Raw genomic sequence first — 13388 nt, 5'->3', positions numbered from 1 at the left:
CCTCGGATCACCCGGCCGCCGAGCCGGGTGATCTCCATGCCCGGGTGAGGGATGCCGCGGCTTCACGCGGCCTCGACATCGAGATCCGTGAGCGGCCCGCCGCTCGGAGTCTCTTCGAGGCCGCGGAGCTGCTCGGCATCCCTGCGTCCGGCATCGTGAAGACGCTCGTCGTGAAGCGATCGGACGACACCTACCTGTTCGCGCTCGTTCCCGGCGGCCGGTCGATCTCGTGGCCCAAGCTGCGTGCGGTCGTCGGCGTGAACAAGCTGCGTCTGCCCGAACCCGATCTCGCCCTCGCGGCGACGGGGTACGAGCGCGGGACGATCGTCCCGATCGGCAGCACCACCGACTGGCCCGTCTTCGCCGATGAGACCATCGTCGGCCAGCGCATCGCGATGGGTGCGGGTGCGCACGGCTACAGCCTGTTCGTCGACGCGGACGACCTGATCGCGGCCTACGGCGCGACCGTCGCCGACATCTCGGTGCCAGAAGAGCCGCGCGACTGAGTTCGCCGCGCGCTCGCGTCAGAGGATGCCGGCCATCCGCAGCGCGATGTCGACCAGCTTGACCCGCTGCAACTCCGACACCGACTTCAGAGTGAACCACTCGGCCATGTCTGTGGAGCCGTCCGTCTCGAAGCTCAGCTTTCCGCCGCGGACGGTCGCGCGATAGACGATGCGAAGTGTGTGCAGCGGCTGATCGGACTTGTTGACCCGCTGGCTCGCCGGGATCACCCGGGAATGGATGCCGAGCAGCTCGCCGACCTTGACGGTGTATCCCGTCTCCTCACGGAGTTCTCGACGGACTGCATCTTCGGGAGCCTCGCCCGGTTCCAGGCCACCACCGGGCATGGTCCAGGCGACTCTGCGCCCCTCGATCCAGCGCGCCAGAAGTATGCGTCCGTCGTCATCGGTGACGACCGCGTATGCCGCGACCCGCATGTCCATGCCCTCACCCTAACGTCAGGCGGGTGCCAGAGCGTGCTCTGTGTCAGCACCCCGCGATGGACATACCGATATCGATCAGGAATCGAGAAGCACAGCGGTCCGCGGCGTCCGTAGTGTGAGATCCATCGCAGATCACCCCGTGAAAGGAGTCGGCCATGGCTGACAACGAGAAGAACTTCAGCGCCGAAGAACGCGAGGCCATGAAGGAGGCTGCCGCCGACAAGCGCAAGTCCCGCTCCCGTGCGAAGAAGACCCCAGAAGAGGTGCGCGCCGAGGGCGTCGCCGACCTCGAGGCGGCGATCGCCAAGCTGCCCGACGACAAGGATCGCGAGCTGTCGCTGGCACTGCACGCGCTCGTGACCGAGGTCGCCCCCGAGCTCATGCCGCGCACCTACTACGGCATGCCGGCGTGGGGCAAAGACGGCAAGGTGCTCTGCTTCTTCCAGCCCGCCAGCAAGTTCAAGGTGCGCTACGGCACGTTCGGCTTCGAGCCGATCTCGAACCTCGACGACGGCACGATGTGGCCGACCGCCTATGCGCTGCTCGACCTGACGGCGGCGAACCGGAAGGCGCTGACCGAGCGCATCCGCCTCGCCGTGAGCTGAGCAGCGGTTCCCGGGCGGCAACGCGCGCAGTAGCGTGGATGCCGTGAGCACACTGCCGTTCCCCGCCTCCGTGTACGCCGCCCGACTCGACCGCGCCTCATCTCTCGCCGCCGCTGCCGGCCTGGACGCGATCATCGTGGGCCCTGGCCCCGACCTGCAGTATCTGGTCGGCGTCGAGGGCGACACGATCGAGCGGCTCACCGCCCTCGTTCTGGGCCCGGGACTCGCACCCACCGTCATCGTGCCGCGCATGGAGCTCGCCAAGGTGCGCAGCACCGCTGTGGGCGAGCTCGGCCTCGCGGTGTCCGACTGGGTCGACGGCGAGAACCCGTACGATCTCGTGGTCGCCGCCGTCGGCGCGGTCTCCCGCGTCGGCGTCTCCGACGCACTCCCCGCCCTGCACGTGATCCCGGTCGCCGAGCGGATCGGCGTGCGCATCGAGCTCGCGACTCCCGTGCTGCGCGAGGGACGCATGATCAAGGACGCAGACGAGATCGCCGAGCTGCGGCGCGCGGGCGCGGCCATCGACGCAGTGCACCGGCGTGTGCCCGAATGGCTGCGTGCCGGCCGCACGGAGCGCGAGGTGGCCGCCGACATCGCCGAGGCGATCGTCGCCGAGGGGCATCGCACGGTCGAGTTCGTGATCGTCGGCTCGGGTCCGAACGGCGCCGACCCGCACCATGAGGTCTCCGACCGTGTGATCGGCGACGGCGAGGTCGTGGTCGTCGACATCGGGGGAGCGGTGCCGAGCGGCTACAACTCCGACAGCACGCGGACGTATGTGGTCGGAACTCCCGCGCCCGACGCCGCCGACCGGATCGCGGTCCTGGTGCGCGCGCAACAGGCCGCGGTGGACGCCGTACGACCGGGTGCGACCGCAGAAGAGGTGGATGCCGCCGCGCGACGGGTTCTGACCGACGCCGGGCTCGGCGAGGCGTTCCTGCATCGCACCGGCCACGGCATCGGCGTCTCGGTGCACGAGGAGCCGTACATCGCCCCGGGCAACGACCTGGTACTGCGGGAGGGCATGGCCTTCAGCATCGAGCCCGGCATCTACTTCGCCGGCGAGTGGGGAGCCCGCATCGAGGACATCGTCGTCGTGACGGCCGAGGGCTGCGAACGGCTGAACGTCGCGCCGCACCAGCTCACGGCAGTCGGCTGAGTCCTCACGGGTCGAGGAGGCATCCGCTCGGCCCGTCAAGACCCTGTGTCGGCCGGAGCGATCACGACAGACTGCTCGCATGGCATCCGACAGCGACGCACGATCCGGCGAGAAGGCCGATCCCGTGCGCACAGCCGACGGTCACCACGTCGTCATCGACGGCCGGCGCTGGCGGGCCACCGACCCCTCGATCCCCGACGGATTCCGTCAGGAGCTGGTCGACGAGCTCATGGCGGCGCGACGAGCGGTGAAGTCGTCGGAGGTGGATGCGCGGCGTCGGGTGCACGACGCCAAGACCGCGCTCGGCGAGCGCGGAGCTCCGTGGTGGGAGGAGCGCACGGGCGACGGGTTCGACGAGCGCATCGCGGCCGCCATCCGGGCGCTCGTCCGAAAGCGCGGCGAATCCTCGATCTGCCCCAGCGACGTCGCTCGGACGGTCGGCGGCGAGTCCTGGCGCGGTCTGATGCCCGACGTCCGTCGAGTGGCGGCCGACCTCGCCGACCGCGACGAGATCCGCGTCACCCAGAAGGGCGAGCCGGTGAGCATCCGCACTGTTCGCGGGCCCGTGCGGATCATCCGCGGCCCGGAGATCTGAAGGATCGCCGACGCGCGATCATCCGTCCGAACCGCTGTCAGTGCCGCACGACCGTCGCACGTCGATCGATCGACGACGGAACAGGACGCGTGACTTCCATCGGTCCTGCGGCGGCCATCGTCGTGGCAGGGTCCAGCGCCGCTCCCCGTCGGTGGACGATCCGCAGAAGCTCGGTGAACTGGTCCGAGGCGACCGAGGGATGCTCGGGATGCCACTGGACACCGAGGAAGGGAAGCGACTCATGCTCGACCGCTTCGACCACTCCGTTGCGTGAACGGGCGATGGCACGAAGGCCGTGACCGAGCTCGTCGACGGCCTGATGGTGGGTGCACAGAAGAGGGTGCCGCAGTCGCGGCGACACCGCATCGAGGTCCTTCAGATCGGTCGCGACGAAGGGATCGACTCCCGCGCCGCGGTGCCCCCCGACGTGCTGGTGGAGCGTCCCGCCCAGGGCGACGTTCAGCAGTTGCATGCCGCGACAGACTCCGAGCAGCGGCCGCCTCGACCGCACCGCCTCCATGACGACCGCGATCTGCGTGCGGTCAGCACGACGCTGGTACGCCGTGCGCTGCGGACGCCGGTCGGACTGGCCGTAGAGCAGTGGCTCGATGTCGTCGCCGCCGAGGAGCACGATGACATCCGCCTCGCGCGAGGCGCGCTTCAGCTGCGGTTCGGGGGCCTCGCCGGCGGCGTGCAGCGAGGTCGTCCACCCCACCCGTTCGATCGCTGCGACAGCAGAGGCGTTGAGGCCGTCCAGGAGCGTCTGGTATCCGACGGCAGCGGCCTGACGGCGGGTGCGCACGTGGAAGAGAGCGACGTGCACGCTCATTCTGCGACCCGGGGTGCGGTCATGGTGCTGGTCCCTCCATCACGTTCCGCTTCCAGATAAAGCCTCGCGACAACCCCAGGTCAAATACGTTTTCCCCTTCGGATTGATAGCGCTTTGCTCGCAATCCACGTGTAACGCGGCGGTAATACACGGCACGTATCGTTCCGAGATGGAACTCCGTCAGCTGCGCTACTTCATGGCTGTCGCTGACGAGCTCCACTTCGGGCGGGCGGCACGGCGTCTGCACATGTCGCAACCCCCGCTGAGCGTGCAGGTCGGCCGACTCGAGCGAGAGGTCGGCGTGCCGCTGTTCGACCGCAGCACTCGGCGCGTGACGCTGACGCCCGCCGGCCGCCATCTGCAGGAGCGCGCGCGGAGGATCCTCGACGAGGTCGACGCCGTGCGCGGCGAGATGCGCGACTATGTCGACGGCCTGGCGGGTCAGCTCACCGCCGGGTTCGTGAGCTCGGCGAACTACACCGTGCTCCCCGAGGTGGTGCGCCTGTTCCGCTCCCGCCGTGACCGCGTCACGCTGTCCCTGGTGCCCCTGACATCGGGAGAGCAGATCGACCGCCTCCGTGACGGGACGCTCGATGTCGGGCTGGTGCGCGACGAGTCCGCGCTGTCGGATGCGAGGGCTCCCGAGCTGATCACCGAGGTCGTGTTCGAGGAGAGACTGGTGATGTGTGTACCGGTCACACACGGCCTCGCGTCTCGCGCGGAGGTCACCGCGGCCGAGATCCTCGAGGTCCCTATGATCGCCTACCCTCGCTCAGTCATGCCGGGGTATGTCGATCGGGTGCACGAAGTGCTCGGGATCACCCCGGGCGCCATGCGCATCGCCGAGGAGGTCGTGCACCAGGAGACGGCGCTCGGGTTCGTCGCGGCCGGCGTCGGCGCGAGCATCCTGCCTGAGTCCGTGCGACAGCTGGTTCCCCCGTCGATCGCGGTGATCCCTCTCGCCGGGTCGCCGACGACGAGGCTCATGGCCGCGCGCCAGGCCCGCACCGACGAGAGCGCGGTCTGCGCCGCCTTCATCGAGTGCCTCCACGACGCGGCTGAGACACTCACCGCCGCTCGACCCGCCTGACCCGCGAACCTCAGAGGACGTCGTAGTACCCGCTGTACGGGAAGTCGATGTCGCCCGTGTCGCGCGGGTCATATGCCACCGTCGCCACGCTGATCGCGACTCGGCTTGTCGGCGTGATCAGCAGACTGACGGATCTGTTGCCGACCACGACGACATCGATGAAGGTCCCTCCGGTCTTCGCCGCAGCCTCGATGCGATGTCGGAGGTCTCCGACATCCTGATCCTGGGCGAGAAGGTAACTCGTCCCGTCGAAGACCACCTCTGTCTGAATCATCGTCTTCGCGTCGCTCATGCCCGGCACGCTACGCCGGGGGTCGCGACCTGAAAAGGGGGGTTGCGAACCGGCGGCCAGCGTGGCAACGGCGTCGGCTTCTGACACTCGGAAAACAAGGAACCCCTCCGTTCTTTTCGGGCGTCCGAGTTGTTAACAGATCCATCCACACCTGTGGAATGGCGCTCCGGGGTTGTTAACAGGGTTGTTAACACCTGTGGACGAGATGCAGCGGATAGGCTCTGGACGCCGGAAGACGGAGGGGCGATGAAGCGAGATGTGCGTGTGGTTCTGGGGATCCTCCTCGCGGGTGCGATCGGCGTCCTGACCGGATGCTCGACGGGAGCCGGTACGCCGGCGCCTCCGCAGGCCGTCGGCGAGAACTATCCCGGAACCTGCACGCCGCCGGAGTTCACGTGGCCGACGGACTTCCTCGAGGGGCTGCCGTCGGAGTCGGCCGCGGTGGGCGGCAGCGTCGTCGGACTCCGCCTCGAGTACCTGAACGAGCAGTGGGTGTGGCGCATCCGCAGCGTCTCCTCGAAGACCGACATGTGGGGCGAGCGCGTGGACGACCCGAGCTTCGGGATGGAGTCGATCGTCGACGTGCGGTCCTTCGAGGTCCTCTCGTCGGGCGATGTGGAACTCACCGAGGCGGAGCAGAGCCCCGGCAGCGGTGCGATCGTGGCGGCGATGGCATCGGGAGAGCAGTGGCCGAGTCCGCTGATCGTCGAGATGGCGCGAGAGATCGACGGCGGCTCCGCCGTGTGGCGCATCACGACCTGTGACACCGCCACCAACGAGCTCTCCGAGCAGACGATGCCCTGACACCCATACAAACGAGAAGGCCCCGCCGAAGCGGGGCCTTCTCGAACTGTCTCAACACAGTGTGGAGCCTAGGAGATTCGAACTCCTGACATCCTGCTTGCAAAGCAGGCGCTCTACCAACTGAGCTAAGGCCCCGTGAGGGAAATATTGAGTTGAGGAGTGGGCCCACCAGGACTTGAACCTGGGACCTCTTCATTATCAGTGAAGCGCTCTAACCGCCTGAGCTATGGGCCCGTCAACCTCCGAAACTTTACCGGAGATTTCCCGAATTACCCAATCGAGGGCGGGGACCCCCACGGATCCCCGCCCTCGAGGGGGATCAGCCGCCCGGACGGATCGTCACGCTGCCTGCGGAGAGCGAGACGTCGATCGTGCGCCGGGCGCCCGATGCCTGGTCGACTTTGGCGTCGAGCGAGCCCGCGCTGACGTCCTGGGTGATCGTGTACGACTCGTCGGGCACCGTGAGATCGAGGGATCCGGCGCTCACGTCGATCGTCGTCTGCGACGGCGCACCCCCCGTGAGTTCGACGTTGAGATCACCGGCGGAGACGCTGAGGTCGGCCGTGTCCACCCCGTCGAGCACGGCGTCGGCACGACCGGCACTCATGTCGATGCTCAGCCCGGTCGCCGCGCCCTCCAGGTCGACCGCTCCCGCGTTGACCGTGATGTCGAGGGCGCCGAAGTCGCCGACCACGTCGAGGCTCCCGGCATCGAGGGTCAGGTCGGCGTCCAAGGCACCGTCCCGCAGGCTCTCGGGGAGCGTGAGCACCGCCGACTGGTCGTCGCCGAACCAGCTGCCGAACCACCATCCGAATTCGAACTCGGGGCTGCGCACGACCAGGGAGTCGCCGTCTCGTTCGAGCGTCCACGCCGGACCACGGCTGTTGGTCACCGCGAGCTCCGCGTCGTCGACGTCACCGAACTCGATCCGCATGTTCCCTGCATCCACGTCGAGGTCGATCCGCTGGATGCCGGATGCATCCTCGGACAGCACCGAGTCCGTGCCCTCGGTCGACGCGGCGACCAGACTGCCGGTCGCGGCGACCGCAGCGGTCGCTCCCGAGCCGATCAGAGCCATTCCGCCCACCACTGCGGTGAGGATCATGACCGCGGTCGCTCCCGAGGAGCGACCCCCGTCTTCCGAGCGAGTCGGTGCGGGTGTCGGTGCCGCCGGCTCCGGAGGGGTGGCCGGCGGGGGAGTGAACGGCGTGTGTCCGCCCTGGAAGTCGTCGTTCGTGGTCATCGTCCCACTCCTGTCTGTCCGGTCGGCGTCGGGCCCCCGGTGTTCTCGATGTGTGCGAGGGCGGCGAGCACGCGCCGGTTGCCCGACTCTCCCTGCTCGAAACCCAGCTTCTGGAAGATCGCGGTGATGTGCTTCTCGACGCTGGCCTCAGAGAGGAAGAGCAACCCGGCGATCGCCTGGTTCGACTTGCCCTCGGCGATGAGCGCCAGCACGGTGCGCTCGCGTTCGGTGAGCCGCTGCATCCGATCGTCGCGGTTGCGCCGTGTCAGCAGCTGGGCCACGACCTCCGGGTCGAGCACGGTCGCGCCCTCGGAGATCCGCTGGACGGACCCGAGGAACTCCGAGACATCGGCCACGCGGTCCTTCAGCAGGTAGCCGAGCGGGCCACCCTGGGCCGCGATGAGGTCCGAGGCGTACCGCTCCTCGACGTACTGGGAGAGCACGAGCAGCGGAAGAGCCGGGTTCGTGGCGCGGAGGCCGAGTGCCGCACGGATGCCCTCGTCGGTGAACGTCGGGGGGAGCCGCACATCGAGGATGCAGAGCTCCGGGTCGGTCTCGACCACTGCCTCGACCAGTCCCTCGGTGTCGGGGAGTGCCGCGACCACGGTGTGGGCGGCATCCTCGAGAAGGCGCACGAGTCCTTCGCGCAGCAGGACCGAGTCCTCGCAGATCAGGATGCGCATGGCACGTTCACCTCCAGGCTGGTCGGTCCGCCCACGGGGCTCTCGAGGCGGAAGGTTCCGCCTGCGGCGAGGATGCGGTTCGCGATGCCGTCGAGGCCACCACCGGGCTGCACCTGAGCGCCGCCCATGCCGTTGTCCTCGACGCGGGCCCACAGCACCCCGCCTTCACGCAGTCGCACGGTCACCCTGGCCTCGCTGGCCCGGGAGTGCTTCGCGGCGTTCGTGAGCGATTCGGCGATCGAGAAGTACACGGCGGCCTCCGCTTCACGGCTGCAGCGTCCGTCCATCCGGACGTCGAGGCTCACCGGGATGTGCGACCGGCCGGCCAACGCAGACAGAGCCGCGTCGAGGCCACGATCGTCGAGCACCGAGGCATGGATGCCGCGGGCGAGCTGTCGCAGTTCGGTGATGGCGGCCTTGGTCGAGGTATGCGCCTCGGCGATCAGCTCTTTCGCGGCATCCGGGTCGTCGTCGATCTTCTGCTGCGCGAGGCCCAGGGTCATGCCGACCGAGACGAGCCGCGGCTGGACGCCGTCGTGCAGGTCGCGTTCGATGCGAGTGCGCTCCACGTCGGCGGCGCGCACGGCGCCCTCCCGCTGGGCGGTGCTGGTGCGCACACGCTCCGTGAGTTCAGCCTCGCGGCTGCGGATCACGATCGACAGCGAGAGCACGCGGTGCAGCAGGGCGAGACCGATCATCCCGGCGAGCGAGGCGGCAAGACCGAGGATGCCGACGAGCGGCGCCCAGGAGGCGTCGATGCCACCTCCGCCGAACGGCCCGATCACGGCATCCGTCCCCGTGAGCGGGGCGAAGCAGATCACGATCGACCACACGACGCCCCAGGCGAGGCGCAGCACGATCCAGCCGAGCACGGCCGTGATCGCGAAGTTCGCGAGCGCCCGCCACATGCGGCCGTCGATCGCCTGGCGTCCGAGCGAGCGCAGCCAGCCCGCGAAGCCGGGCCGATCACGCGGTCGCCAGCGCAGCGGGGCGATCGGAGCGTTGTAGAGGGCACCGACGCGGGCGACCTCGAACCAGCCGACGCCGAACAGCGCGTAGACGAACCCGACGAGGAGCACGACGCCGATGCCGGCCGCGAAGAGCAGACCGAGGCCTGTGCCCAAGAGTCCGGAAAGGGTCGCGAAGATGAAGCCGCCGATGATCCCGATGCCCGCCAGATGCAGGATCGAGAGGAAGATGCGCAGCGGCGGCTTCGAGGCCGTCGCCGGTGGGGGCGTGGCAGTCTGTGTCGTCATGTCTCCAAGGTACGGCGGTGCGGATCGCGCCGACACCGAGGCAACCGGACTCCCGAGTTCGGGTTTTCCGTAGTGCTCGTCAGATCTGGCACGGCCCGAAGGGGGCGCGGTGCGTGCGACGATCTGCTTCACTGAGCCCATGAGCGCACACGAGGGCGAACCGCACGGAGCAGGGCTCGGACAGCGGTTGAACTGGCTGCGCGCCGGCGTGCTCGGCGCGAACGACGGCATCGTCTCGGTCGCATCCCTCGTCGTCGGCGTCGCCGGTGCCACGACCGACAACGCGGCACTGCTCACCGCAGGCCTCGCGGGTCTGGTGGGCGGCGCGATCTCGATGGCCCTCGGCGAGTACGTGTCGGTCAGCAGCCAGCGCGACAGCGAGAGGGCACTGATCGCGAAGGAGCGTGAGGAGCTTCGGACCATGCCCGACGCCGAGCTCGCCGAACTCACCGCCCTGTACCGACACCGCGGACTCAGCGAGGAGACGGCACGCACCGTCGCCGAGGAGCTCACCGCGCACGACGCCCTCGCCGCGCACCTCGAGGTGGAACTGGGGATCGATCAGGACGACCTCGTGAACCCCTGGCACGCGGCGCTGTCGTCGGCGATCGCCTTCACGCTCGGCGCCCTGCTCCCGCTTCTGGCCATCCTGCTGCCCCCACCCGAGTGGCGGGTTCCCGTCACCTTCATCGCCGTCCTCCTGGCCCTCGCCGTCACGGGAACGGTGTCTGCGAAGATCGGCGGGTCGCCACCCCTCCGAGCATCCGTGCGGCTCGTCCTCGGCGGGGCGCTCGCCCTGCTGATCACCTGGGTGATCGGCACGCTTCTCGGCACGACCGGGGTGGTCTAGACGCAAGAAGGGCGGATGCCGCAGCATCCGCCCTTCTTCGAATCCGTGGGATCAGTTCGACATGAACCCGACGAGCAGTCCGCCGGTCACCTTCACGGCGACGTTGTAGATGCCGGCGATCACCGCGCCGAGCACGGTGAACACGATGAGGTTCAGGATCGAGACGACGGCGGCGAAGGCCATCACCTGAGGAAGCCCGGCGACCTCGGAGATGCGCACCGAGTTGTCGGTGATCACGCCGACGAAGTCGTCGGCCTGCGTGAGGATGCCGGTCGCCTGAAGCACGAGGTAGATGAGGAAGAACGACACCATCGTGACGATGGCGAGCGCGACGGCTCCCAGGAACGAGAGCTTCACGGCCGACCAGAAATCGACGTAGACGAGGCGCAGGCGGACCTGCTTGCCTCCGGTCTTGCGCGTGGACTTCTTCGCCAGCTTGTCGGCTACTGTGCTCATGCGTCTGCTTCCTCAGGGTTCTCGTTCGTCTCGGGGGCGGTGGTCTCGGAGTCCACCTCCGCCTCATCCGATTCGTCTTCCTCGGTGAGGCCCCGCTCACCGTTGCGGGCGATGGCGAGGATACGGTCGGCTTCCGTCGTCCGTGCGAACACCACTCCCATGGTGTCGCGGCCCTTGGCGGGCACCTCGGCCACGGCAGAGCGTACCACCTTGCCGCTGGACAGAACCACCAAGACCTCGTCGTCCTCAGCGACCATCAGACCACCCGCGAGAGTGCCCCGATCATCGTTGAGCTTGGCGACCTTGATGCCGAATCCGCCGCGTCCCTGGACGCGGTATTCCTCGATCGCGGTGCGCTTCGCGTAGCCGCCGTCGGTGACCACGAACACGTACTGGCCGAGTGCCGCGACGGAGGCGGACAGCAGGCTGTCGCCCTCGCGGAACTTCATGCCCTTGACGCCGGCGGTCGCTCGACCCATCGGACGCAGCGCCTCGTCGGTGGCGCTGAACCGCACCGACATGCCACGGCGGCTGATGAGCAGGATGTCGTCCTCGGCGTTCACCATGAGAGCCGAGACCAGCTCGTCCTCGTCGTTCAGACGGATCGCGATGACGCCGCCCTGACGGTTGGTGTCGTAGGTCTCGAGTCGCGTCTTCTTGACGAGTCCGTCCCGCGTGGCGAGAACGAGGTAGTCGGCGACCGCGTAGTCGCGGATGTCGAGCACCTGCGCGATGTTCTCATCGGGCTGCAGAGCCAGGAGGTTCGCGACGTGCGTGCCCTTCGCGTCGCGACCGGCTTCGGGAACCTCGTAGGTCTTCGAGCGGTAGACGCGACCCTTGTCGGTGAAGAACAGCAGCCAGTGGTGCGTGGTCGTCACGAAGAAGTGCTCGACGATGTCGTCGGCGCGCAGCTGCGCGCCCTTGATGCCCTTGCCACCGCGGTGCTGCGACCGGTAGTTGTCGCTGCGCGTGCGCTTGATGTATCCGGCACGGGTGATGGTGACGACCATCTCCTCTTCGGCGATGAGGTCTTCCATCGAGACGTCGCCGTCGAAGCCGTGCAGGATGTGGGTGCGACGGTCATCGCCGAAGCGGTCGACGATGCCGGTCAGCTCGTCGCGGATGATGTCGCGCTGCAGGGACTCGTCGGCGAGGATCGCCTGGTACTCGCCGATGAGGCGCTCGAGCTCCGCGGCTTCGTCGAGGATCTTCTGACGCTCGAGGGCCGCGAGTCGGCGCAGCTGCATGTCGAGGATCGCCTGCGCCTGGATGTCGTCGATGTCGAGGAGCTTCTGCAGGCCCTCGTTCGCATCCTGCGTGGTCTGCGATCGACGGATGAGAGCGATGACCTCGTCGAGCGCGTCGAGCGCCTTGAGGTAGGCACGCAGGATGTGCATGCGCGCCTCCGCCTTGGCGAGGCGGAAGCGCGTGCGACGGACGATGACCTCGAGCTGGTGCGTGATCCAGTTCGTCACGAAACCGTCGATCGCGAGCGTACGCGGCACGCCGTCGACGATCGCGAGCATGTTCGCGCCGAAGTTCTCCTGCAGCTGCGTGTGCTTGTAGAGGTTGTTCAGCACGACCTTCGCGACCGCGTCACGCTTGAGCACGACCACGAGACGCTGACCCGTGCGGTCGGACGACTCATCGCGGATGTCCGCGATACCCGTGATCTTGCCGTCACGGGCGAGGTCGCCGATCTTCACCGCGACGTTGTCGGGGTTCACCTGGTACGGCAGCTCGGTGATGACAAGGCACGTGCGGCCCTGGATCTCCTCGACGTTGACGACCGCGCGCATCGTGATCGATCCGCGTCCCGTGCGGTAGGCCTCCTGCACACCCTTCGTGCCGAGGATCTGCGCGCCGGTCGGGAAGTCAGGACCGGGGATGCGCTGGATGAGTCCCTCGAGCAGCTCCTCGCGGGGGAGACCGGGGTTGTCGAGCGCCCAGAGTGCAGCGGCCGAGACCTCGCGCAGGTTGTGAGGGGGGATGTTGGTCGCCATGCCGACCGCGATGCCGACGGATCCATTGACGAGCAGGTTCGGGAAGCGCGCCGGCAGGACCGTCGGCTCCTGGGTCTGACCGTCGTAGTTGTCGGTGAAGTCGACCGTGTCTTCCTCGATGTCTCGCACCATCTCGAGCGCGAGCGGGGCCATCTTGGTCTCGGTGTATCGGGGAGCAGCGGCGCCCATGTTGCCGGGCGAGCCGAAGTTGCCCTGGCCGAGAGCCAGCGGATACCGCAGCGACCACGGCTGCACGAGACGGACCAGGGCGTCGTAGATCGCCGAGTCACCGTGCGGGTGGTACTGACCCATGACCTCGCCGACGACACGGGCGCACTTCGAGAACGACTTGTCGGGGCGGAATCCGCCGTCGTACATGCCGTAGATCACGCGGCGGTGCACCGGCTTGAGCCCATCGCGGACGTCGGGCAGCGCGCGCCCGACGATGACGGCCATCGCGTAGTCGAGGTAGCTGCGCTGCATCTCCGACTGCAGGTCGACCTGGTCGATCTTGCCGTGGTCGTGTGCCGGCTCGGGGCGTACTTCGTCAGTCATGTGTGTTGTCGATTCCGG

General features: G+C 68.1%; 15 protein-coding genes and 2 tRNA genes. 7 read left to right on the top strand and 10 right to left on the bottom strand.

From position 1 onward, the window contains the following. Positions 1-44: 44 nt before the first annotated feature. Positions 45-506 (top strand): aminoacyl-tRNA deacylase, encoded by a 462-nt coding sequence (locus JOF42_RS02820; protein WP_210099059.1) that lies wholly within the window; start codon positions 45-47, stop codon positions 504-506. Between the two features lie 18 nt (positions 507-524). Here the strand turns inward: JOF42_RS02820 and JOF42_RS02815 are convergent, their stop codons facing one another. Next, complete coding sequence (locus JOF42_RS02815) at positions 525-947, bottom strand: NUDIX hydrolase (protein ID WP_210096462.1); 423 nt, start codon at positions 945-947, stop codon at positions 525-527. Positions 948-1102: 155 nt separating this feature from the next. On the opposite strand from JOF42_RS02815, the gene JOF42_RS02810 reads away from it, so the two are divergent. The 3 genes from JOF42_RS02810 to JOF42_RS02800 all read left to right on the top strand — a co-directional run bounded on the left by JOF42_RS02810 (position 1103) and on the right by JOF42_RS02800 (position 3309). Next, positions 1103-1552, top strand: coding sequence for a DUF1801 domain-containing protein (locus JOF42_RS02810; protein ID WP_210096461.1), 450 nt, complete (start codon positions 1103-1105; stop codon positions 1550-1552). A 43-nt stretch (positions 1553-1595) separates the two neighbouring features. Next, positions 1596-2714 (top strand): M24 family metallopeptidase, encoded by a 1119-nt coding sequence (locus JOF42_RS02805; RefSeq protein ID WP_210096460.1) that lies wholly within the window; start codon positions 1596-1598, stop codon positions 2712-2714. 79 nt (positions 2715-2793) lie between these two features. Then, a complete protein-coding gene (locus tag JOF42_RS02800) occupies positions 2794-3309 on the top strand; it encodes a DUF3253 domain-containing protein (RefSeq protein WP_210096459.1) in 516 nt (171 codons plus the stop codon). A 37-nt stretch (positions 3310-3346) separates the two neighbouring features. Here JOF42_RS02800 and JOF42_RS02795 read toward each other — a convergent pair whose 3' ends face one another. Next, positions 3347-4138: a gamma-glutamyl-gamma-aminobutyrate hydrolase family protein gene (locus tag JOF42_RS02795; RefSeq protein ID WP_210096458.1), complete on the bottom strand. Its 792-nt coding sequence runs from the start codon at positions 4136-4138 to the stop codon at positions 3347-3349. A gap of 169 nt (positions 4139-4307) precedes the next feature. On the opposite strand from JOF42_RS02795, the gene JOF42_RS02790 reads away from it, so the two are divergent. Then, positions 4308-5228 carry a LysR family transcriptional regulator gene (locus JOF42_RS02790; protein ID WP_210096457.1) on the top strand — a complete coding sequence of 307 codons (921 nt, stop codon included), beginning with the start codon at positions 4308-4310 and terminating at the stop codon, positions 5226-5228. Positions 5229-5238: 10 nt separating this feature from the next. On the opposite strand, the gene JOF42_RS02785 is transcribed toward JOF42_RS02790, so the two are convergent. Next, positions 5239-5520 (bottom strand): hypothetical protein, encoded by a 282-nt coding sequence (locus JOF42_RS02785; protein ID WP_210096456.1) that lies wholly within the window; start codon positions 5518-5520, stop codon positions 5239-5241. Positions 5521-5766: 246 nt separating this feature from the next. Here JOF42_RS02785 and JOF42_RS02780 point away from each other — a divergent pair, with 246 nt between their 5' ends. Continuing rightward, a complete protein-coding gene (locus JOF42_RS02780; RefSeq protein WP_210096455.1) occupies positions 5767-6324 on the top strand; it encodes a hypothetical protein in 558 nt (185 codons plus the stop codon). 62 nt (positions 6325-6386) lie between these two features. Here the strand turns inward: JOF42_RS02780 and JOF42_RS02775 are convergent. The 5 genes from JOF42_RS02775 to JOF42_RS02755 form a co-directional block, all read right to left on the bottom strand. Beyond that, positions 6387-6459: transfer RNA gene (locus tag JOF42_RS02775), tRNA-Ala, on the bottom strand. Between the two features lie 25 nt (positions 6460-6484). Beyond that, positions 6485-6558, bottom strand: a tRNA-Ile gene (locus JOF42_RS02770). Positions 6559-6643: 85 nt separating this feature from the next. After that, positions 6644-7567 (bottom strand): DUF4097 family beta strand repeat-containing protein, encoded by a 924-nt coding sequence (locus JOF42_RS02765; protein WP_210096454.1) that lies wholly within the window; start codon positions 7565-7567, stop codon positions 6644-6646. Then, positions 7564-8250 (bottom strand): LuxR C-terminal-related transcriptional regulator, encoded by a 687-nt coding sequence (locus tag JOF42_RS02760; RefSeq protein WP_210096453.1) that lies wholly within the window; start codon positions 8248-8250, stop codon positions 7564-7566. The genes JOF42_RS02765 and JOF42_RS02760 overlap by 4 nt, the downstream gene beginning before the upstream one ends. Then, positions 8238-9506 (bottom strand): sensor histidine kinase, encoded by a 1269-nt coding sequence (locus JOF42_RS02755; RefSeq protein WP_210096452.1) that lies wholly within the window; start codon positions 9504-9506, stop codon positions 8238-8240. The genes JOF42_RS02760 and JOF42_RS02755 overlap by 13 nt, the downstream gene beginning before the upstream one ends. Positions 9507-9645: 139 nt before the next feature. On the opposite strand from JOF42_RS02755, the gene JOF42_RS02750 reads away from it, so the two are divergent. Then, complete coding sequence (locus JOF42_RS02750) at positions 9646-10356, top strand: VIT1/CCC1 transporter family protein (protein WP_245340701.1); 711 nt, start codon at positions 9646-9648, stop codon at positions 10354-10356. Positions 10357-10407: 51 nt separating this feature from the next. Here the strand turns inward: JOF42_RS02750 and JOF42_RS02745 are convergent, their stop codons facing one another. Beyond that, entirely contained in the window at positions 10408-10812 is a 405-nt protein-coding gene (locus tag JOF42_RS02745) for a DUF3566 domain-containing protein (protein WP_210096451.1), read from the bottom strand. Then, positions 10809-13370, bottom strand: coding sequence for a DNA gyrase subunit A (gene gyrA / locus JOF42_RS02740; protein ID WP_210096450.1), 2562 nt, complete (start codon positions 13368-13370; stop codon positions 10809-10811). The genes JOF42_RS02745 and gyrA overlap by 4 nt, the downstream gene beginning before the upstream one ends. Positions 13371-13388 lie beyond the last annotated feature (18 nt).

Origin of the sequence: Microbacterium phyllosphaerae, from assembly GCF_017876435.1 — a bacterium.
GTDB classification, from domain to species: domain Bacteria; phylum Actinomycetota; class Actinomycetes; order Actinomycetales; family Microbacteriaceae; genus Microbacterium; species Microbacterium phyllosphaerae.
This window is presented reverse-complemented; position numbering and strand designations above follow the sequence as displayed.